Source organism: Pseudomonas sp. (genome assembly GCF_050739995.1).
Lineage (GTDB): Bacteria > Pseudomonadota > Gammaproteobacteria > Pseudomonadales > Pseudomonadaceae > Aquipseudomonas.
In genome coordinates this window covers 1-21489 of the sequence record NZ_JBOICG010000471.1, presented here as the reverse complement: position 1 = coordinate 21489, position 21489 = coordinate 1, and the positions used below count along the sequence as shown (strand labels likewise).

Annotated in this window: 19 protein-coding genes; 17 read left to right on the top strand and 2 right to left on the bottom strand. The window is 60.4% G+C overall.

Features of this window, described 5'->3' with window-relative positions; all coding sequences use genetic code 11:
- The 17 genes from ACRESD_RS15640 (at position 1) to ACRESD_RS15560 (ending at position 19889) form a co-directional block, all read left to right on the top strand.
- A complete protein-coding gene (locus ACRESD_RS15640; protein ID WP_431751749.1) occupies positions 1-255 on the top strand; it encodes a DUF2789 domain-containing protein in 255 nt (84 codons plus the stop codon).
- An 88-nt stretch (positions 256-343) separates the two neighbouring features.
- Positions 344-1813 carry a Fic family protein gene (locus ACRESD_RS15635; RefSeq protein ID WP_431751748.1) on the top strand — a complete coding sequence of 490 codons (1470 nt, stop codon included), beginning with the start codon at positions 344-346 and terminating at the stop codon, positions 1811-1813.
- Positions 1814-2030: 217 nt separating this feature from the next.
- Complete coding sequence (locus ACRESD_RS15630) at positions 2031-2441, top strand: MarR family winged helix-turn-helix transcriptional regulator (protein ID WP_431751747.1); 411 nt, start codon at positions 2031-2033, stop codon at positions 2439-2441.
- Positions 2438-4516: an FUSC family protein gene (locus ACRESD_RS15625; protein ID WP_431751746.1), complete on the top strand. Its 2079-nt coding sequence runs from the start codon at positions 2438-2440 to the stop codon at positions 4514-4516. Before ACRESD_RS15630 ends, ACRESD_RS15625 begins: the two co-directional genes overlap by 4 nt.
- Positions 4513-4722, top strand: coding sequence for a DUF1656 domain-containing protein (locus ACRESD_RS15620; protein WP_012721577.1), 210 nt, complete (start codon positions 4513-4515; stop codon positions 4720-4722). The genes ACRESD_RS15625 and ACRESD_RS15620 overlap by 4 nt, the downstream gene beginning before the upstream one ends.
- The gene (locus tag ACRESD_RS15615; RefSeq protein WP_431751745.1) at positions 4719-5615 is read left to right on the top strand and encodes an efflux RND transporter periplasmic adaptor subunit; all 897 of its coding nucleotides are present in this window, start codon (positions 4719-4721) and stop codon (positions 5613-5615) included. The genes ACRESD_RS15620 and ACRESD_RS15615 overlap by 4 nt, the downstream gene beginning before the upstream one ends.
- Positions 5612-7054: an efflux transporter outer membrane subunit gene (locus tag ACRESD_RS15610; protein ID WP_431751744.1), complete on the top strand. Its 1443-nt coding sequence runs from the start codon at positions 5612-5614 to the stop codon at positions 7052-7054. The genes ACRESD_RS15615 and ACRESD_RS15610 overlap by 4 nt, the downstream gene beginning before the upstream one ends.
- 80 nt (positions 7055-7134) lie before the next feature.
- Positions 7135-7767 (top strand): NADH:ubiquinone oxidoreductase subunit N, encoded by a 633-nt coding sequence (locus ACRESD_RS15605; RefSeq protein WP_431751743.1) that lies wholly within the window; start codon positions 7135-7137, stop codon positions 7765-7767.
- Between the two features lie 147 nt (positions 7768-7914).
- Complete coding sequence (locus ACRESD_RS15600) at positions 7915-9411, top strand: YdgA family protein (protein WP_431751742.1); 1497 nt, start codon at positions 7915-7917, stop codon at positions 9409-9411.
- Between the two features lie 294 nt (positions 9412-9705).
- Entirely contained in the window at positions 9706-12183 is a 2478-nt protein-coding gene (pgaA, locus tag ACRESD_RS15595; protein ID WP_431751741.1) for a poly-beta-1,6 N-acetyl-D-glucosamine export porin PgaA, read from the top strand.
- 13 nt (positions 12184-12196) lie between these two features.
- The gene (pgaB, locus tag ACRESD_RS15590) at positions 12197-14194 is read left to right on the top strand and encodes a poly-beta-1,6-N-acetyl-D-glucosamine N-deacetylase PgaB (protein WP_431751740.1); all 1998 of its coding nucleotides are present in this window, start codon (positions 12197-12199) and stop codon (positions 14192-14194) included.
- Positions 14195-14196: 2 nt separating this feature from the next.
- The gene (gene pgaC / locus ACRESD_RS15585) at positions 14197-15537 is read left to right on the top strand and encodes a poly-beta-1,6-N-acetyl-D-glucosamine synthase (protein WP_431751739.1); all 1341 of its coding nucleotides are present in this window, start codon (positions 14197-14199) and stop codon (positions 15535-15537) included.
- A gap of 2 nt (positions 15538-15539) precedes the next feature.
- Positions 15540-16022, top strand: a complete 483-nt coding sequence (gene pgaD, locus ACRESD_RS15580) for a poly-beta-1,6-N-acetyl-D-glucosamine biosynthesis protein PgaD (protein ID WP_431751738.1) — start codon at positions 15540-15542, stop codon at positions 16020-16022.
- A gap of 408 nt (positions 16023-16430) precedes the next feature.
- Positions 16431-16823, top strand: a complete 393-nt coding sequence (locus ACRESD_RS15575; protein WP_431751753.1) for a DUF2846 domain-containing protein — start codon at positions 16431-16433, stop codon at positions 16821-16823.
- A gap of 169 nt (positions 16824-16992) precedes the next feature.
- A complete protein-coding gene (locus ACRESD_RS15570) occupies positions 16993-18624 on the top strand; it encodes a vWA domain-containing protein (protein ID WP_431751737.1) in 1632 nt (543 codons plus the stop codon).
- 90 nt (positions 18625-18714) lie between these two features.
- Positions 18715-19287, top strand: a complete 573-nt coding sequence (locus ACRESD_RS15565) for an RNA polymerase sigma factor (RefSeq protein ID WP_431751736.1) — start codon at positions 18715-18717, stop codon at positions 19285-19287.
- The gene (locus ACRESD_RS15560; RefSeq protein ID WP_431751735.1) at positions 19284-19889 is read left to right on the top strand and encodes a hypothetical protein; all 606 of its coding nucleotides are present in this window, start codon (positions 19284-19286) and stop codon (positions 19887-19889) included. Before ACRESD_RS15565 ends, ACRESD_RS15560 begins: the two co-directional genes overlap by 4 nt.
- 56 nt (positions 19890-19945) lie before the next feature.
- On the opposite strand, the gene ACRESD_RS15555 is transcribed toward ACRESD_RS15560, so the two are convergent.
- Entirely contained in the window at positions 19946-20701 is a 756-nt protein-coding gene (locus ACRESD_RS15555) for a carbonic anhydrase (protein WP_431751734.1), read from the bottom strand.
- 168 nt (positions 20702-20869) lie between these two features.
- Positions 20870-21489: outer membrane protein (locus tag ACRESD_RS15550; protein ID WP_431751733.1), on the bottom strand; the 620-nt coding region annotated here is incomplete at its 5' end.

Here is a 21489-nt window from a genome sequence, read left to right as displayed (position 1 = left end):
ATGGAATCGCCTGTACATAGCCTGCCGTCCTTGTTCAAACAGCTTGGGCTACCGGATGACCCGGTGAGCATTGAGCAGTTTGTGGCGGTGCATTCGCCGCTCAAGCGTGACCAGAGACTGGAGGACGCGTTTTTCTGGACAGAAAACCAGAAGAAGTTCTTGCGCAGTGAAATTCTGGAAGATGCGGATTGGGCCGAGGTGGTGGATGAGCTCAATCTTCTGTTGCACAGCGGGAGAGGGGTGCAAAAAACTTAGCAGAAACGCAAAAAGTTGAAAAAAAATGATGTTGGTTGAAAAAATCTGGACTTTAATCGCGCAAGTGAACTTTTTCTGAGGTTGCGCGATGTCTCTGGTTGGTTATGCCTATCTCCACCAATGCCTTGGGCTAAAAGCGATTGCCCCTGCTCGTACCGCGATGATCAAGCCCGTAACACGGGTCTCGATGATTGGTGATTGCCTGGCCGTTCCCCACGCAGTCGCACCTTCAGCCGATTCAATACTCGACCACATTCTTTTCGCACTCAAACACGAAGGCATCAACCTAGGCATCCTGGCTCAGGCACTTGAAGCGGTCAGCTCGGACCAACTGTTACAAGCACTGGAAAAAGCGCCAAACGGCGTATTCATCCGCAAGGTTTGCTATTTGTGGGAAGGTTTGACCCTTCAGCGGCTGGACTACAACAAGCCGATCAACAGCCGCGTTTCACCCTTGTTTGATCCCCAGCGCTACGTGACCGGACCCTCGATACGTAATTCCCGTTGGCGTATCGACTTCAACGGATTGGGCTCTTTGGCTTACTGCGCGACCGTCGAACGCACGCCTGAAATCGATGCTCTGTTGAGCCTGGACATACTGGGTCGCGCCAAGTCCTTCATGGCTACGCTCCCACCCGAAATGATGGACCGTGCGATCCAGTGGGCCTACCTCCATGAGACCCGCGATTCGTTCGCCATCGAAAAAGAACAACCCAGCGAAGAGAAGTCCCGTCGCTTTGTTCAACTGTTACGCCAGGCGCATGAAGGCCGTCTGCTGACCGAGGACTATCTGGTAGAGCTGCAAAACAGCACCGTCTCCAATCCTTTCGACAAAGCCGCCGCGTTTCGGCACGAACAAAACCATCTGCATAACGGTCTGCGCGGCGCCGCGGGCGTCAGCTACGTCCCCCCAGACCCAATGCTCTGCCAGGAATTGATGGAAGAGTTGATGGCTTTTGCCAATCAGCCTGAGCGCGGGGTCGATCCCCTCGTTGCGGCCGCTGTAACCGCTTTCGGATTTGTGTTCCTGCACCCCTTCATGGATGGCAATGGGCGTCTTTCGCGCTTCCTGATCCACCAGACACTCTGTCACCACGGCGCACTGGAAAATGGCTTGTTGCTGCCCGTTTCTGTCGCGATAAAACACGAAGAACAAGCCTATTTGGAAGCCCTCAAGACCTTTTCCAAACCAACACGGGAATTCTGGAACGTCACCTGGCTGGACGGCGACCAAATGGCTTTTGACTTCATCGGCCATCCGTCGATCTATCGCTACTGGGATGCCACTCGCTGCGTCGAATTCACCCTGCAGATGGCCCGCCGTGCACTGGAAGTGGAGTTGCGCGAAGAAACCGAATTCCTTGACCGCTACGATCATGTGATCAAGGCCGTGAACCAGCGCTACGACGTGCGTGGCAGTGATTTGTCGAAGCTGGTGATGATGTGCCTCGATAACGAAGGCAAGGTTTCGAAACACCGGCGCAAGCAGTTTCAGCACAGCGTGCCGGAGGAGGTGTTTGAGTTTATTGAGGAGGAAGTGAGGCGGGTTGCTGACTGACATGGCAACTGAAATGTGGGTGGGACTTGCCCCCCCCACATTTGTTCTACGGTGTTGCAGCAATCGCCTAACCCGCTTTACTTACTCAATGGCTTCCCGCCACTCATCACTAATTTGTATCAAAACTTGACGGCATTCGATCCATCCACCATATTGATAGTTAGCAAACTAACTGTATGCGAACTATTCAGTGTCCCAAGCCCTCGAACAACTTCAGATGAACCTCAGTAGCAGCATGGTGGTGGGTGCCCGTAATTGGCGCAAAATCTGCCAGACCACGCTGGTGAGCTATGGCATCTCCGAAGCCTGCGCCGTGCCGTTGTTGATGATCGGCCGCTTGGGTGACGGTGTGCATCAGGTCAAGGTGGCCCAGGCGTCCGGGATGGAAAGCCCGTCGTTGGTGCGCCTGCTCGACCAGTTGTGCAGCGGCGGTTATGTGTGCCGCACTGAAGACGCCCACGACCGTCGCGCCAAGGCGTTGAGTCTCACTGAGCGTGGCCGTGAGTTGGTGCAAGCGGTGGAAGTGCAACTGGTGCGTCTGCGTCAGGAAGTATTGGCCGACATCGCCCACAGCGATCTGGAGGCCGCGCTGCGTGTGCTGCGGGCCTTTGAGGCGGCGTCGCTTTGAACGGATTCTTTACCGGTATGCCGCCGGCCCGCGATTGGTTCTACGGGGTACGTACGTTCGCTGCGTCGATGATCGCGCTGTATATCGCCATGCTCATGCAAATGCCACGTCCGTATTGGGCAATGGCCACGGTGTATATCGTCTCCAGCCCGTTTGTCGGCCCTACCAGTTCCAAAGCCTTGTACCGCGCCATCGGCACCTTCATGGGGGCGGCGGCGGCGGTAATTTTCGTGCCGATGTTCGTGCAGTCGCCCTACCTTCTCGTTGTCGTGATTGCCCTGTGGACGGGCACGTTGTTGTTTCTCTCCATGCATCTGCGCACCGCCAATAACTATGCCCTGATGCTCGCTGGTTACACGTTGCCGCTGATTGCCTTGCCGGTGGTGGATAACCCGCTGGCGGTGTGGGACGTGGCCGAGGCGCGTACCGAAGAGATTTTCCTCGGTATCGCCGTGGCGGCGGTGGTGGGCGCGATGTTCTGGCCTCGGCGCCTGATGCCGGTGTTCGATGGCTCGGTGAGCAAGTGGTTCAGCGACGCCCAGGTCTACAGCCAGCGCTTTCTGACGCGCAATGTGGACCCTGAAGAAATCAGCACCTTGCGCAGCGGCATGGTCGCCACCTTCAACACCCTCGAATTGATGATCGGCCAGTTGCCCCACGAAGGCGCGCGACCGCAGACGGTACGCAACACCAAGGAACTGCGTGGACGCATGATTCACCTTCTGCCAGTGGTGGATGCCCTCGACGACGCGCTGTATGCCATCGAACACCGCGCGCCGGAGTTTCTCGATCGCATCACACCCGTGCTTGAGGCCTCCCGACAATGGCTAGAGAACACCCAGGAAAATGCGCCCCTGGAAAGTTGGCGCGCCCTGCGGGATCAGGTCGACGCCCTGCAACCCCAAGGTGAAGCCCTGGACGACCGCCACACGCTGCTGTTCTCCAACGCCCTGTATCGCCTGGCCGAGTGGATCGACCTGTGGCAAGACTGCCGCAGTCTGCAAGCCGCTATCCAGTGCGAAAGCCAGGACGCCTGGCGCGCCGTGTACCGCCATTGGCGCCTGGGTCGGCTCACGCCGTTTCTCGACCGTGGCCTGATGTTCTACTCGGCATTTTCCACGGTCACCGCGATCATCGTCGCCTCGGTGCTGTGGATTCTGTTGGGCTGGACCGACGGCGGTAGCGCGGTGATTCTGGCCGCCGTGGCGTGCAGCTTTTTCGCTTCGATGGACGACCCGGCGCCGCAGATCTACCGGTTCTTTTTCTGGACGGCGATGTCGGTACTGTTCGCCAGCCTCTACCTGTTCCTGGTACTGCCCAACCTGCACGATTTCCCGATGCTGGTACTGGCATTTGCCGTGCCGTTCATCTGCATCGGCACGTTGACCGTGCAGCCGCGTTTCTACCTGGGCATGTTGCTGACGCTGGTGAACACGTCGTCGTTCATCAGCATCCAGGGCGCCTACGACGCCGACTTCCTCAACTTCGCCAACGTCAACCTGGCCGGGCCTGTGGGCCTGCTGTTCGCGTTTGTGTGGACGCTGATCGCACGGCCCTTTGGCGCGGAACTGGCGGCCAAACGCCTGACCCGTTTCAGCTGGCGTGACATCGTTAGCCTGACCGAGCCTGCGACCCTGGCCGAACACCGGCACATGGCCGTGCAAATGCTCGACCGCCTGATGCAGCACTTGCCGCGTCTGGCCCTGATCAACCAGGACACCGGCACGGCGCTGCGTGATTTGCGCGTGGCCCTCAACTTGCTCGACCTGCTGGCCTACGCACCGCGTATTTACGGGGTGCCGCGAGTGCTGCTCGATCAAGTGGTGGAAGGCGTCGGCGGCTACTTCAAGGCGTGCCTCAAGGCCGGTGAACGCTTGCCTGCGCCCAGCGGTCTGCTGATGACCCTGGACCGCACGCGCCGAGCCCTCAACGGCCAGGGCCTGCAAGACGAAGATGACACCCGCCTGCATCTGCTGCACGCACTGGCTGGTTTGCGCCTGTCGTTGCTGCCCGGCGTGGAATTTATTGGCGGCACCGAGATGGAAGCGCCGCTACCTGATGGAGCGCCTTTATGATCGGTGATCTGGATATCAGCGGGGTGTTCCTGCCCACGCTGCTGGTGTTGATGGGCATTACGTACGTGTTGTTTCTGGTGGTGCACGGGTTGTTGACCCGCGTCCACTTCTATCGCCTGGTCTGGCACCGGGCATTGTTCAATGTGGGGCTCTACGCGCTGTTGTTGGGCGCCGTGGACTCACTCAGTCGATACCTGATGACATGAAAAAACCTTTTTTGACCATCGGCCGTGTAGTCCTGACGTTGTTGATCGTGTCGTTTGCGGTCGTCGTTGTGTGGCGCATGGTCATGTACTACATGTTTGCCCCGTGGACCCGTGACGGGCACATCCGTGCCGACATCGTGCAGATCGCCCCGGACGTGTCCGGGCTGATCCAGCAAGTCGACGTGCGCGACAACCAGTTGGTGACCAAGGGCCAGGTGCTGTTTGCCGTCGATCAGGACCGCTTCAAGCTGGCCCTGCGCCAGGCCCAGGCTGCCGTGGCCGACCGCCAGGAAACCCTGGCCCAGGCCCAGCGCGAGTACAAGCGTAACCGTGGGCTGGGTAACCTGGTGCCGAGCGAACAGCTGGAAGAAAGCCAGTCCCGCGTGGCTCGCGCCCAATCGGCCCTGGCCGAAGCGCAAGTGACGGTCGACGCCGCCCAGCTCAACCTCGACCGTTCGGTGATCCGCAGCCCGGTGGACGGCTACGTCAACGACCGTGCGCCACGCACCCAAGAGTTCGTCACGGCCGGGCGTCCGGTGTTGTCGGTGGTGGACAGCAACTCCTTCCACATTGACGGTTATTTCGAAGAGACCAAGCTCGACGGCATCCACGTCGGCATGGGCGTGGATATCCGTGTGATCGGCGATAACGCCCGCCTGCGTGGGCATGTACAGAGCATCGTCGCCGGTATCGAAGACCGCGACCGCAGCAGCGGCTCCAACCTGCTGCCCAACGTCAACCCGGCGTTCAGCTGGGTGCGCCTGGCCCAACGGATTCCGGTGCGGATCGCCTTTGATGATGTGCCCGCGGATTTCCGCATGATCGCCGGGCGTACGGCCACAGTGTCGATCATCGGTGACAAGCCTCAAGACCAAGACGGAGCCAAGCCATGAAGCAGCTGCTGGCAACCGCTGCGCTGGGGGTGTTGCTGTCGGCCTGCCAAGCGGTAGGCCCGGATTACAAGCTGCCGGAACAATCGGCCATCAACCGTGGCGACCTGCAAGGGCACATCGCGGGGGAGGGCAGCAACGTGGTGTCGGCGCCGGTGCCGGCCGACTGGTGGAAACTCTACCAAGACCCGCGCCTGGATGAACTGGTGCGCCAGGCCATGGCCTCCAACACCGACCTGCGGGTGGCTGCCGCCAACCTGCAACGTGCGCGCTACCAGACCCAAGAGGCCGAATCTGCCGGTGGCTGGAGCGCCGGGGTCAAGGCCGAGGCGCAGCGCTTGCAAGAGTCCGGCGAGGCGTTTTTGCTGCCGGAAAAGGTCCCGGTGGCCAACATCGGCAGCGTCGGTATCAGCACCTCGTACCAGTTCGACCTGTGGGGCACCTTGCAACGGGGTATCGAAAGCGCCCAAGCCAGCGCCGACGCCGCGCAAGCCGCCGCCGATATCGCACGCATCACCCTGGTGGCCGATGTGGTGCGCTCCTACACCCAGGTGTGTGCCGCCAACGAAGAACTGGCGATTGCCAACGAGTCGCTCGACCTGCAAGGCCAGAGTACCCAGCTGACTCAGCGCCTGCGCGACGCCGGACGCGGTGATGAAACCCAGGTGACCCGTTCGCAAACCCAATACAAATCCTTGCGCGCCGACATGCCACGCTATACCGCCGCACGCCAGGCGGGCTTGTTCCGCTTGTCGATGTTGCTGGCCAAGCCTGTGGATCAATTGCCGGCCGGCACAGCCACCTGCGCCGAGCTGCCGCACATCGCCCAGTTGCTGCCGGTGGGCGACGGTGCCGCGCTGCTCAAGCGTCGTCCCGATGTGCGCCAGGCTGAGCGCCAACTGGCCGCCGCCACCGCGCGGATCGGCGTGGCCACCGGTGCGCTGTACCCAGACATCAGCATCGGCGCCACCGTCGGTACCGTGGGTATTCTGGACGACCTGGGCACCGCACCCACCAACCGCTGGGGCTTTGGCCCGTTGATCAGTTGGACGGTGCCGACCAACGGCGCCCGGGCGCGTATCCATGAAGCCGAGGCTGCGACCCAAGGCGCCCTGGCGCACTTCGACGGTGTGGTGCTCAACGCCATCCGCGAAACCCAGACCGGCCTGGCGCAATACACCGCACAATTGCAACGCCGTGACGCGTTGGCCGATGCCGGCGAGTCGGCCAGGGAAGCCTCGGAGCAGACGCACCGCTTCTTCCAGGCCGGCCGAGCGTCGTTCCTGGCCGACCTGCAAGCCACCCGCACCTACACCGACGTGCGTGCGCAACTGGCTGCAGCCAACACCCAGGTCGCCATGAGCCAGATCGATCTGTTCCTGGCGTTGGGCGGTGGTTGGGAAAGCGGACGAACGCAAGCTGCACCCGCCAGCAAACCCTGAGCAAATAGCTATGCTTTGACTGGCGGGCCCCGTGATGGCTCGCTGGTCATTGCTCGCGATTGCTCATGGGGATTCCAATAATGAAAAACCCTTATGCTCCCGCTTTCTGGTGCGTGTTCTTCGCGCTGGTGCTGCTATCGGCTGCCTACTTCTACGGCGTCATGCTCGCCCATCAACTCGACAAGGCCATGGTGTTCCTCGACAGCGCCTGCGCGATGATCGGCACGTTGTCCATCGGCGTGGTGGCCTGGGCGTCTTATCAAAACCAGCGGGTGAAGAAACGGTTGCTTGAACAAGGCAAGACCCGCGTGGCGATCTGGGACACCAAAGTCGCCCTGCGTCGCGTCGAAACCGTGTTCGACCGCTATTTCTGGGGCAGCTACTGGCAGCCTGGGCGCACCTTCCAGGAAGTCATGGGCGAACTCACCGGCACGCCCCTGGAAAAAAGCCTCGAAGCCCTGAAAAAACAGTGCGTGCTCCTCGATCAGCAAGTCGCCGATGGCAGGCATTGGTTGAATAACGCGCGTGAGTTATCGGATGTGGCCAACCAGATGGCCCGCGAACGCTACCAGCTGGATTTCTGTGACCCCAAGGCGGACACCCCGGGCAATGCCGTGATCCACCGTGAGTTCGAGGTGCTGGTGTACACCTGGACAGCGCGCTTGAAGAGCTTTGACCACCAGCTCGATGAGATCGATCTGGAGTATTCCTGAACCAAGTGCCGACTTGATCGCTCTGAGAAAACTGGGCCGTGCGCGGCCGCCAGTGCTAATCTTCCCCCGTTTTCGGCGGGCTTGAGCCAACCCCTCGGGGTTCAAGGAAGACAGCCCACTTCTCACAGGATTTGATCAGGTCACTTCATGAATAAGCCAGCTGTTGTTTTCTTGGGTTTCGTTGTCGCCATCGGCGCCGTCAGTGCAGGCGGTGCCTGGTACACCGGCAAGCAATTGGAGCCGGTATTGCAAACCGCAATCCAGAACGCCAACAAGGAACTGCAGACCTCCATGGCCGGCGTCGACGGCAGCGTGAACCTTGAGCTGGTGTCCCTGGACCGTGGCGTGTTCAGCAGCACGGCCCACTACCGCCTCAAGGGCCAGGGCACGGTCTTCGGCGAAGACAACCCGAACCCAGAGCTGTTGTTCGTCGACCATATCGAACACGGCCCGCTGCCGTTCTCGCGCCTGGTCACGCTGAAGTGGCTGCCGGTCATGGCCACCAGTCACTACGAGCTGGAAAAGAACGCCACCACGGAAAAATGGTTCGCTGCCAGCAAAGACGTGTCGCCGCTCAAAGGCGTGGCCAATATCGGTTACAGCCTTTCGGTCAACGGCAACGTCGAATTGCTGCCCCTGGAGATCAAGGATGACAAGTCCTCGGTGAGCTTCTCTGGCGCTAATCTGGACTTCGACAGCACCGCCGAAGGCAAGAAGGTCAAGGCCAGCGGTTACATGAACAGCCTCAAGGTCAGCGCCATCGACGGTAACGGCGAGGCATTCGAAGCCGAACTGGCGGGCCTGACCGTGGCCAGCAACCTGGCAAAATCCACCTTTGGTTTCTACACCGGGCAAAACACCGTTGAGCTGACCGACACCAAAGTCACCTTCGGCCCGCAGAAAGCCGTGCTGACCCTCAAGGGCTTCGAGCAGAAAGACACCAGCGAAACCAAGGACAACAACCTGGCCGGCCGTGTCGACTACAAGATCGATGAGATCGGTTACCAGGGCAAACCTGTCGGTTCGGCGGCCATGGCCCTGAGCATGAAAAACGTTGATGTCCCGGCGATGCTGGTGCTGACCAAGTTGTACCAGGACAAGATGCAGCCGGTACAAGCTGCTGCCGCTGCCGGCCAGCCGGTGCCTGAGCTGCAATTGACCGAGGCCGAACAAACCCTGGCTGAAACCAACGTCAACCAAGTGCTGGCTGCCAAACCGCAAGTGGCGGTGGAAAACCTGTCGCTGAAAACCACCCACGGCGAAAGCAAATTCAATCTGATCGTGGACCTGGCCAAACCGACCTCCATGGAGTTGCCACCGGTTGAATTGGGCAAGCAAATGGTGGCCTTGCTGGATGCCAACCTGACCCTGTCCAAGCCAATGATTGGCGACGTGGCGGCACTGCAGGCCCAGGTGGATGGCGTCACCGATCCGAAAGCCATCGAGCAGCAATCCCAGATGGCGGCGGAAATGGTCAGCGGCATGGCCGTTGGCACTCAACTGGCGACACTGGTGGGTACCGACGTGGTCTCCAAACTGCACTACGCCAACAATGAAGTGACCTTCAACGGCCAGAAGATGACCGTCGAGCAATTCATCAGCTTTGTCATGGCTAAAGTCGGCGCGGTCAGCCACGCGCAATAACGGCTAACACGGCCAACAATGAGGGAGCGGGCTTGCCCGCGACTGCGGTGGTTCAGTCACTGATGTGCTGAATGACACACCGCCTTCGCGAGCAAGGTCGCTCCCACATTCGTTTCATGATGGCCCTGTGCAGCTAATTCTGAACAATTGTTCCTGATGGGTCTTTTCCTTACATTTCTAAGGGATAGTTCCTACAGGAAAGCTAGGTCGGGTCACTGGACGCCGACACCCCTGATGCAAATTGCTCAGGACCACCTATCGTTGTAGCTTTCCGTGTGTAAGGAAGCTCACGACATGCTGCGAAACCTCCCTCTCAATGCGCCAGGCCGGCTGCGTCTGCTCATTGGTGCCGCTTTATGCAGCCAGTTGCTGGTTCCTGCCTTCGCTGTGGCCGATCCGGCGTATGACGCCCTGATCATCCAGGCGCGTAACGGCAACTTCACGCCTGCCCTGACCCAATTGCGCCAACTGCCCGCTGAACGCCAGACGCCGGGGCAGATCAGCGATCACTTGGTGATTGCCGGCTGGGCCGGGCAAGATGTCGAAGTGCTGAAGGTGTACGAAGCCCAGGGCAAAAATCGCAACCTGACCACCCAGGCGCTCGCCACGGTGGCCCGCACCTATCGCAATCAGAAGCAGTGGCCGCAGGCCCTGGCCGTTTACCAGCAAGCGCTGCTGCGTGAGCCGAACAATGTCGACCTGCAACTGGGCCAGGCCCTGACCCAGGCTGACGGTGGCCAAATCAACGAAGCCGTGTTGCGCACCCGTGCGCTGGTGGCCGCCAAGCCGGACGATGCCAACCGACGCATGGCCCTGGGCTACGCGCTGACCCGCGCCGGCTTGAACTTCGATGCCCTGAATGAATTCGACAAAGCGTTCGTGCTCGCCGGCGACAAACCGGAAGTGGTGCGCGAATACATTGTTGCCCTGCAAAAGGCCCGTCTGCCGGAGCCGGCGCTGCGCCTGTCGGCCAAGCATCCTGGCGCGCTGGACGCCGTGACCCAACGCCGCCTGGAAGGCGACCTTGCCGCCGAACGCGTGCGCATGGCCGAGTTCGCCACGCGCAGCGAGAAAGAGCGCTATGTGATCGCCGACCGCGCCCTTAACGACTACGACCAACTGCTTGCCCGCTGGACCCCGGATGCCAGCGCCCATGACGATGTGGTGCGCTGGCGCATCGACCGTCTGGGCGCCCTCAAGGCTCGGGCGCGCACTGCCGAGGTGATCCGCGAGTACGAAACCCTGCAAGGCGAAGGCGTGCAATTGCCGACGTACGCCATCCGTTGGGTCGCCGCCGCTTACCTCGACCAGCGCCTGCCGGAAAAAGCCGAGCCTCTCTACCGACAAGCGCTGGCCGCACCGGATGCCGACCCGGCCGACCGTGTCGAAGACAGCACCGCGCTGTTCTACGCCCTGGTGGAAAGTGACAAAGCCCTGGAGGCCCGCGAAGTCGCGAGCAATCTGGCCAAGAGCCAGAACCCCCGCGAAGAACTCAAGGGCTTGCCCATCGGCAACCCCAACGATAACTGGATGGATGCGCAGCAACTGGCCGCCCAGGCCGACACCTTCACTGGTGACTTGCCTGGCAGCGAAGCGGGCCTTGAGACGCTGGTGCGAAAAGCCCCCGGCAACGTCAGCCTGCAATTGGCCCAAGCCAATATGTACCGCGCCCGGGACTGGCCGCGCCGCTCTGAAGGTGCCCTCAAGGAAACCGAAACCCAGGCGCCACGCGATATCAGCTTGGAAGTGTCCCAGGCCTATACCGCCATGGACCTGCAAGAGTGGCGGCAAATGGACACGCTGACCGACGACGTGTTGGCCCGCAACCCGGACAACCGCCAGGTACAACGCCTCAGCCGTCTGCGTGACGTGCATGACATGGCTGAACTGCGCGTCGAGGCTTACACCGGTAAAAGTTACGGTGGCGGTAACAATGGCGCGGGAGCGGTATCCGGAAGCCGTGACTGGGGTATTGAAAGCCGCATTTACACGCCGCCCATCGACGAAGATTGGCGTGTGTTTGCCGGTGCCGGTTATGCCACTGCCGACTTCTCCGAAGGCACCGGCCAACACCGTTGGCAACTCGTGGGTGTGGAGCGGCGCACCCGCGACATGACCCTGGAAGCCGAAGTCTCCAATCACTCCTACGGCCATGGCTCCAAACAAGGCGCGAGCGTGTCGATTGCGCGCGACATCAACGACAACTGGCAATACGGCGGCAGCCTCGGCTACCTCCTCGCCAGCACACCGCTGCGGGCGTTGAATGCCGATATCACGGCCAATGGCGGCAGCGGTTTCATCCGTTGGCGCGCCAATGAAAGCCGCGAGTGGAAACTGGCATTGAGCCCGTCCCATTTCAGCGATGGCAACGACCGACTCGAAGCCTTGCTCACTGGGCGTGAGGGCCTCTACAGCTCACCCCATGTACAAGTCGATCTGGGCCTGGAAGTGGGCGCCAGCCGCAACACCAAGGACGACACGGTGTATTTCAACCCCAAGTCGGACTTCACCGTGTTGCCCACCCTCACGGTCAATCATGTGCTCTATCACCGCTACGAGACTCAGTGGAGTCAGCAGTTCCAGGTCGGTGCAGGTACGTACAGCCAGCGGGATTACTCAACCGGTGGCATTGGCTTGATCGGCTATGGCCAACGCTTTCGCTGGAACGACGTTCTGGACGTGGGCGCCAACCTGAGCCTGATCAGTCGACCTTATGACGGCGACCGCGAACGCGATCTGCGCTTGCTCGTCGACCTCAATTACCGTTTCTAGAAAGAGCCTGACCATGACCGTCCTCAGCCGTTGCTTGTTGGTCCTGGGTTTAGTGCTGGCCAGCGCCTGCGCCCAGCAACCCGCGCCCTACACCCCACCCGCCGAGCGGCCGACACCGCTCAACGAAGCGCCGTGGCCGAAAAACCACTTCCTGGGCATTGCCTACCACGACGTCGAGGACCGCGACCCCGACCAGGCCGTGGTAGCGGTGCGTACCGAGCGCCTGATCGAACAGTTGGCCTGGTTGCGCGAGAACGGCTACCAGCCGGTGTCCGTCGATCAGATCCTGGCCGCGCGCCGGGGTGGCCCGGAGTTGCCGCCCAAGGCCGTCATGCTCAGCTTCGATGATGGTTATTCCAGCTTTTACACGCGGGTGATGCCGATCCTGCGTGCCTACCACTGGCCGGCGCTGCTGGCGCCCGTAGGCTATTGGATCGATACCCCACTGAATCAGCCGGTGGATTTCGCCGGGATGCCACGGCCGCGTGGGGAATTCCTCACCTGGCAGCAGATCCGGGAAGTGTCCCAATCCGGGCTGGTGGAGATTGCTGCGCACACTGACGCCAGCCACAAAGGCATTCTGGCTAACCCTCAGGGCAACCTGGAGCCGGCCGCGACCAGCCTGCGCTTTGACCCGGCCACGGGCCGCTATGAGACCCAGGCGCAGTTCGATGCACGGATGCGTGCCGATGTCGCTGCCATCTCGAAAAAGATCCAGACCGTTACTGGCAAGGCGCCACGAGTGTGGGTGTGGCCGTACGGCGCGGCCAAAGGCACCTCATTGGCTATCGTCGGTGAACAGGGTTACCAGATGGCGCTGACCCTGGACGACGGCCTCGACGACCTTGGCAAGCTGATGAACAGCCCGCGCTTCCTGGTGGCCTCCGACCCGGATGGCGAGCACTTCGCCAACAGCATCGTCGCCGTGCAAGCCCCGGCGCCCTTACGGGTGCTGCATGTGGACCTGGATAACGTCTATGACCCGGACCCGGCCCAACAAGCGCGCAACCTCGACCAGTTGGTGCAGCGCGTGGTGGACATGGGCGCGGGCACCGTCTTCCTGCAAGCCTTCGCCGACCCCAAGGGCGACGGCCTGGTGCACTCGCTGTACTTCCCCAACCGCCATCTGCCGGTGCGCGCCGACTTGTTCAACCGTGTGTCCTGGCAGTTGCACACCCGTGCCCATGCCAGCGTTTACGCATGGATGCCGGTGCTCAGCTTCGCCCTTGACCCCAAACTGCCACGCGTGACGCGCTGGGACCCGCAGACTGGCAACGTTGGCCTCGACCCGGATCAATACAAACGCTTGTCGCCGTTTGACCCGCAAGTGCGCAAGATCATCGGTGAAATCTATGAAGACTTGGCGCGCAACAGTGCCATCGACGGCGTGCTGTACCACGATGACGCCGTGCTGTCGGATTTCGAAGACGCCAGCCCCGCTGCGCTCAAGGCTTACGCCGCCAGCGGCCTGCCCGGCAGCATCGCGGCCCTGCGCGCTGATCCTGAGGTGATGCACCGCTGGACCCGTTTCAAGAGCCGCTACCTGATCGACTTCACCAATGAACTGACGGCCAAGGTCCGTGCCATTGGCGGGCCGCAGGTGCTGACCGCGCGCAATATCTTCGCCGAGCCTATGCTTAACCCAAGCAGCGAAGCCTGGTTCGCACAGAACCTCGACGACTTCCTCCAGACCTACGACTGGACCGCGCCGATGGCCATGCCATTGATGGAAGGCGAAACGCAGAAAAACTCCAATGCCTGGCTGGAGAAACTGGTTGCCACGGTCAAGGCCCGCCCTGGCGCGCTTGAACGCACGGTGTTCGAGCTGCAAGCCAAAGACTGGCGCACGAAAGAAGCGACCGATATCAACGGTGCGCAGATGGCTGAATGGATGGGGGTGCTCAAGCGCCAGGGGGTCAAGAGCTTTGGCTACTACCCGGACAACTTCCTGGAAAACTCACCGGACCTGAACACCGTGCGTCCGGCCCTTTCCAACCAGTGGAACCCTTGATCATGTTTGACAGAATCCTGGCTCTATTTGTCTTGGCTCTGGTATTGGGCGTTCCCCTGGGCCTGATTTTCCTGGTGACCGGGCAGTTCCTGATGGACTTCGTGTTTTTCTACCCGTTGTTCATGTCTGGGCTGTGGATCGCCGGCGGCCTGTATTTCTGGCTGCATTGGGAGCGCCACTGGCCGTGGGAAGAAGACACGCCGGCGCCGACCCTGGCCGGCAACCCGCTGATCTCGATCATCATCCCTTGCTACAACGAGGGCGATAACGCGGCCGACACCATTCACGCGGCGTTGGACCAGCGCTACCCGAATATCGAAGTGATTGCGGTCAACGACGGCTCCACGGACAACACCGCCGCCGTGCTCGACGCCCTGGCCCTGGAAAACCCGCGCCTTCGCGTGCTGCACCTGGCGCAGAACCAAGGCAAGGCCGTGGCCCTGCGCATGGGCGCCGTGGCCGCGCGCAGTGAGTACCTGGTGTGCATCGACGGTGATGCGTTGCTCGACAAAAACGCAGCGGCCTACATGGTTGCGCCGATGCTCGACAACCCGCGCCTGGGGGCGGTGACCGGCAACCCACGTATCCGCACGCGTTCGACCCTGATTGGCCGTGTGCAGGTGGGCGAGTTTTCGTCGATCATCGGCTTGATCAAGCGCACCCAGCGGGTGTTCGGCCGGATTTTCACGGTGTCGGGTGTGGTGGTGGCGTTCCGTAAAAAGGCGCTGGACCGCATCGACTACTGGAGCACCGACATGATCACCGAAGACATCGATGTCAGTTGGAAGCTGCAACTCGATCACTGGGCCATCTTCTACGAGCCGCGCGCCCTGTGCTGGATCTTGATGCCCGAAACCGTCGGCGGCCTGTGGAAGCAGCGCTTGCGCTGGGCCCAAGGTGGCGCTGAGGTGCTGTTCAAGAACATCCGTGGCATCTGGCAATGGCGCCATCGCTACCTGTGGCCGCTGCTGTTCGAATACTGCCTGTCCACCGGTTGGGCCTTCACCTTCTTGCTCTCGGTGATTTTCTGGGCGGTGGGTAAGTTCATCGTGCTGCCACCGGCGATTGCCGTGGACTCCCTGGTGCCACCGGCGTTTACCGGGCTGGTGCTGGCGATGGTGTGCCTGCTGCAGTTCGCGGTGAGCATCCTGATCGACCGGCGTTATGAAAAAGACCTGTGGAAAACCCTGTTCTGGACCGTGTGGTACCCGATGGTGTTCTGGCTGGTCAGCTTGTTCACCACCTTGGTCAGCTTTCCCAAGGTGCTGTTCAACCAGCATCAGAAACGCGCGCGCTGGGTCAGCCCGGATCGCGGTATCAAACCCAGCGAAGAGGAGGCGTGATCATGAAACTGGTCAGAACGCGTCAAAACGTCGTGATGTGGGCCATCGATGTACTGTTGACCCTGCTGGCCTGGTTCGGGCTGATCTGGCTGCTGGCGCGTGGCATGAGCGCGATGCTGGAAACCCATGGCGGTCCGCGCCTGGAAGCACCGATCTTTGCCGCGCTCAACACCTTGCAGGTGTACCTGTGGATCGCCTTGTTCAACGCGGTGATCCTGATCAGCTGGGCGCGTTACCAACAACGCAAAGGCCGCAAGTTCGCCCAGCGCCGCGCCGAGGCCAATGCCCTCAGTGACAAGCACCTGAGTGAAAGTTTCAACTTGGGTGAGGGCGACCTGGAGCAATTGCGCCGACCGGGTGTGCTGGTGATCCATAACGACGAGGAGGGCGGTGTGGAAGAAGTGAAGTCCCATGTGTCCCGCGACGTGGAACGCCCGCCGCTGACCCTGGTGCCCGGCACGCCAAAAGACAAAGACGCCGGCTGACTTGTAGTGAGCGGGCTTGTCCCGCGCTGGGGGCGGAAGCCGCCCTAAAACCTGCTACCGCGTTTTATCTGACACAGCGCGGCGGTCGTATTGGGGCGGCTTCGCCGCCCAGCGCGGGGCAAGCCCGCTCACTACTCTTGTGGTGCGACCCTTTTAACCCTTCCCCCGGCAAAAACTCGCAACGCATCACAATGATGGCGTAATGCCTCATGTCTTCCCTTCTTCTGCCGACACACTGGCGGTGACTGAACCCCTCAAGGGGCCTGCGTCGGTTATCACCGGCACCCTGGAGGCGCGTCACCGCAACCCACAAGGAAGAAGCAAATGATCAAGCTGTTCTGTAAAGCTGCTGTTGTGCTGTCCCTGGCCACACTGTTTGGCTGTTCCTCGACACCATCGGTCGAGAAGATGCAGGCGGATGTGGCGAATTATTCGCTGCCCAAGGCTGCCGTCGCCGATAAAGGCCTGGTGTACGTCGTTCGCCCTAGCAACGTCGGGATGATGGTGCGCTTCAACGTGTTCCTGGATGACAAGGAAGCGGACTCGGAGATGGGTTACAACCGCGGCAACCAGTACATCTATTTCTTCGTGACGCCGGGCCAGCACGTGATCAGCTCCAAGGCCGAAAACTGGGCGGACATGCCGATCAACGTCAAGGCGGGTGAGGTGGTGTACCTCAAGCAGGAAGTCGAAGTAGGCTTCGCCATCGCGCGTAACAGCCTCAAAGTGCTGAGCGATGTGGAAGGCCGTTATCTGGTCAAGGATGCGTCCTTGGGCACCGTGGCAAAAGAAAGCAAGTGAGTTGAATCGCTTGAAGCCTGCCGAGCCCCGGCTCGGCAGGCTGCCACCTCTGAAGCGGTCACGCCGTTCAATGGCCAGAACGTCTACGGCCAAACAAAGGGTTAACCCGAATCGCTGATAACTTGCGTCTGAGCATGTGAACGGATCATTCATTCACGAGGTTCAGCCCATGTCCCGTCCTCTGCTTTTCTTGCGTCCTGCTGCCCAAGGCTTTGCCGTTACCGTGCTGGTGGCGCTGGTCGGGTGCGGAGTACCGTCGTCCCCAGAGCCGGTTGAGTCGGGGCCGGTTTCTGTGTTGGAAAGCGAACCGGTCCAAGGGGCTTTGGTGAAACACGCGATGGCACCTGTGCCGATGACCGCACGCTTGATGGTGCAGGCGTCGGCGACGATGGACTATCGCAGCGAACCCCGCGAGCAATACGAAAACCTGCCGGAAAACCCGGTGCATCGTGTTGCTGAAACACCGGTCTCCACCTTCAGCGTGGACGTCGATACTGGCAGCTACGCGAACGTACGACGTTTCCTCAATCAGGGTCGCCTGCCGCCTGAAGGTGCGGTGCGATTGGAGGAAATGGTCAATTACTTCCCCTATGACTATGCGCTGCCCACCGATGGCTCACCCTTCGGCGTGACCACTGAAGTCGCCGCCACCCCGTGGAACCCGCGCACCAAGCTATTGCGTATCGGCATCAAGGCGTCCGACCGTGCCGTGGCGCAGCTGGCGCCGGCCAACCTGGTGTTTCTGGTGGATGTGTCCGGCTCCATGGACCGTCGCGAAGGGTTGCCATTGGTGAAAAGCACCCTGAAATTATTGGTCGATCAGCTACGCGAGCAGGACCGCGTGTCGCTGGTGGTCTACGCCGGTGAGGCCCGTGTGGTGCTCAAACCGACTTCCGGACGCGACAAGGTGACGATCCGCAATGCTATCGACCAGCTCACTGCCGGTGGCTCCACCGCAGGCGCCTCCGGCATCGAGATGGCCTACCAGATGGCTCGCGAAGGCTTTATCGACAAGGGCATCAACCGCATCCTGCTGGCCACCGACGGTGATTTCAATGTGGGCGTCAGCGACTTCGACAGCCTCAAGCAGATGGCGGTCGAGCAGCGTAAAAGCGGTGTCTCGCTCACCACTCTTGGTTTTGGTGTGGATAACTACAACGAACACCTGATGGAACAACTGGCCGATGCAGGCGACGGTAACTACGCCTATATCGACAACCTGCGCGAAGCACGCAAAGTATTGGTGGATCAGCTCAGCTCAACCCTGGCGGTGGTGGCGAGGGATGTGAAACTGCAAGTGGAATTCAACCCGGCTCAGGTCAGTGAGTACCGGCTGCTCGGCTATGAAAACCGCGCCCTGAAGCGTGAGGATTTCAACAACGACAAGGTGGATGCGGGCGAAATCGGCGCAGGGCATACCGTGACCGCGTTGTATGAAATCGTACCGAAGGGCGAGAAGGGGTGGTTGGAACCGTTGCGTTACGCTGCTGCGCCAGCGGCTGAGAGCCAATCCAATGAGTTGGCGATGCTACGGGTGCGCTATAAGACCGCGGCGGGCGGTGATAGCCGGTTGATCGAGCGGCCCATCGGCAACGTGTCCACTAAAGCCAGCGACGATCTGCGTTTCTCGGCTGCCGTCGCCGCCTTTGCCCAGCAGCTCAAGGGTGATGGCCGCTACACTGGCAACATGACGTTGCAGGACACCGCCGCACTGGCCCGCTCGGCCCGCGGTGATGACCCTTTCGGGTTGCGCAATGAGTTCGTGCAACTGGTGGAACTGGCCCAAAGTCTCAAACACTGATCTTGACCCCGACAATGATCAAATGTGTGAGGGGGCAACCCCTCCCACATGTAATCTGCTTTAACTTTTCGAAAGGAGTTCGCCACTGACATGGCTGTTCCAGACGCATTACCCAGCGATGAATCGCTGTTGGCCCGCTACCGAACCGGTGACGGTGCTGCGTTCGAAGCCTTGTACGCACGACACCGCCAAGGGCTGTATCGATTCCTCGTGTCCTTGAGCAACAAGGCCGAACTGGCCGAGGAAATTTACCAGGAGACCTGGCTCAGCCTGATCCGCAGCAGCACCCAGCCACAGGGCCGAGCGAGTTTTCGTACGTGGTTGTTCCAGATCGCCCGCAACCGCTTGATCGATTACTGGCGCAAGCACGGCATCCATAACCCGTTGCACGATAGCTACGATGAACAACTGCATGCCCAGGCCGACGACAGCGCCGGCCCCGAGCAGCAACTGAGCCTGAGTCGCGACCAGGCGCGCCTGGATAACGCGTTGCAAGACCTGCCCGAAGACCAGCGCGAAGTCTTCCTGCTGCGCCTGCACGGCGACCTCGACGTGCCGCAAATCGCCGCCCTCACCGGCGCCCCGTTGGAAACCGTAAAAAGCCGCTTGCGCTACGCCCAGCAGAAACTGCGCCGCCTGCTGGCCGAGGAGATACCCGTATGATCGACTCTCGACACACTCCCGATTCTGACGACATGCTGGTCCAGCATTTGCGTCAACACAGTACGGGCGAGCCGCCCGCGTCCCTCGACGCCTTCATCCTCAATACCGCTCGCCGCGAAGCTCCGGTGCCCCAACCGAGCCTGTGGCAACGCTGGCTGCAAGCCTGCCAACGCCCGCGCTGGCAAATGGCATTCGCCACCGTCGCAGGTGTGGCGCTGATGATCGGTGTGGTGATGCGCGCTCCCGTGCCGCAGCCGGAGATATCCACAGCAACGTTTACCGCGCTCCATGAACAAGCGCCCCATCCGGCACCGCAAGCATTCTCGGCCCCCGCCCCCATGGCCCGCCTGGCTGTCGCCCCCCACGCTGAAAGTGCGCCGGCTCAAGTCGAAATCGCCGGCTCCCTGGCGGATGCACCCGTCGCGAAGATGAGCAAGCGGGCATCGATGACGTTGCCGTCGCTGGAGGAAGGGCTGCAGGAGATTGTGAACCTGCGTGCGTCGGGGGAGGCCAGGGCGGCGGATGAGAAGTTACTGGCCTTGCATCAGCGTTTTCCTGAGGAGGATTTGCCGAGATTGTTGGAGGCGCTGAAAAAGCCTTGATTGGCCGCTCATAAAAAGCCCCAGGTCTTTCGGCCTGGGGCTTTCTCATTAAGCAGTTAGTCCTCGTCCACCTCTCGTTCATGAGCAGGCTGTGGGGGGCGATGATTGTCGGGCAGCAATTTTTGGAACGTGTGGATTTGAGCCCTTGATAGCTCGATGGGCTGCTCGAACAATACCCATTGAACACCTTCTGTGCAGGGAGGGGTGGTCAATGAACCTTTGTAAAACACATGATGGCCTGTCGAAGGAACCAGTGCGCCGAGATTTGGCGCGTCCTGGGCATTCAGGTTCACCTGCGCGTCTTTAGTTTCAGGAAGCTGGCTCCACAACGTTGCGAGTTCTTTATTCTTCTTGCCTTCTTTGATCAGAAGTCCAATGACGAGTAAGCGGCCGTCCTTGTCCTGGTTTACTAAGTGCATCTCCATGGGGTAGGGCTTGTGATTAACCTGGTGTTCACTGGGCGTATGAAAGTGAAATTGCACTAAGCGATATTCATCGTTCTTAAACACCACGGTTTCCTGATCGGTTACGTTACCTTGCAGGGTATGACCATTGTTGATGAGTTTGACTGGCGACGTGCCGTAGTTGATTTTCAAGTCAGAGGCATGGTCTTTGAGTCGTCGAACTTCTTTTGTCTCGATATTGATTGGAGACTGTTGGGCGCCCTGTGTGCACAGCTCGCTGCCAAACTCCCCCCAGTGTGTGGGGCCGTGATCGCCATCGTAAGTCCAGTGAGCCTCAGCTGCGTGCAGGCTGGGGGCAGCAAAAAGCAGTGGAACGAGCAGATAAAAAGTACGCACAAAGAATTTCATAGAATCGTGATCCCACGCAAAAAATCGAACATCTGCGCCACTCCCAAGGATGACCCTGGCGCCCTCTTCAAGAGCCTTGATCCAACAAGGAGTTGATCGACGAAAATAAAAAAGAAGTCAGTGACCGTGATACAAGTGGGCGGGGCTGATCTAGCCCCGCCCTGTTGATTAGAACGCCCAGCGAGCACCCAGCACGAATTCGCTGGAGACCAGGTTGGCCTTCATTTTTTCGTCCTGCAGACCGCGAGCGTTGGGGAAGTTGTTCCAACCGCTTTCGGTATCGCCCATATCAATGTAGCGATAGCCAAGGTCTACGCTCAAACGCTCGGTGACGTCATAGACAACCCCCGCACCCAACGACCACGCCAGGTTGGTTTGAGTGGCGGAGCCGTACTGGCGAGACTCATTGCCCTGCCAGCCTTTCGATTCGAGACGGGCAAGGCCCAGCCCGGCGGAACCATAAACGGACACCTTGTCCGCAACGCGAAAGTCGCGGTAGGCATTGAGCATCACACGCTGCGAGTCAATGTGGTGGTGATTGAGGCTGGTGGGAAAGGTGGTCGAGCCACTGGTGAAGGTATCTTTCTGAGGCAGTGAAACTTCACCCTCTACCCGCCAACCATTACCAAACTTGTAACCTACCCCCACAGACCCAGTCACATCCTTTTGACTGTCATCGCCAGACACAAACGCACCAATACCAGGACGTGCGCTGGAGTCCATATTGCGGGCTTTGCGTTCGGCGCTGATCACGCGTGCGACCCCGTAGTAGCCCTCATCCTCGGCCG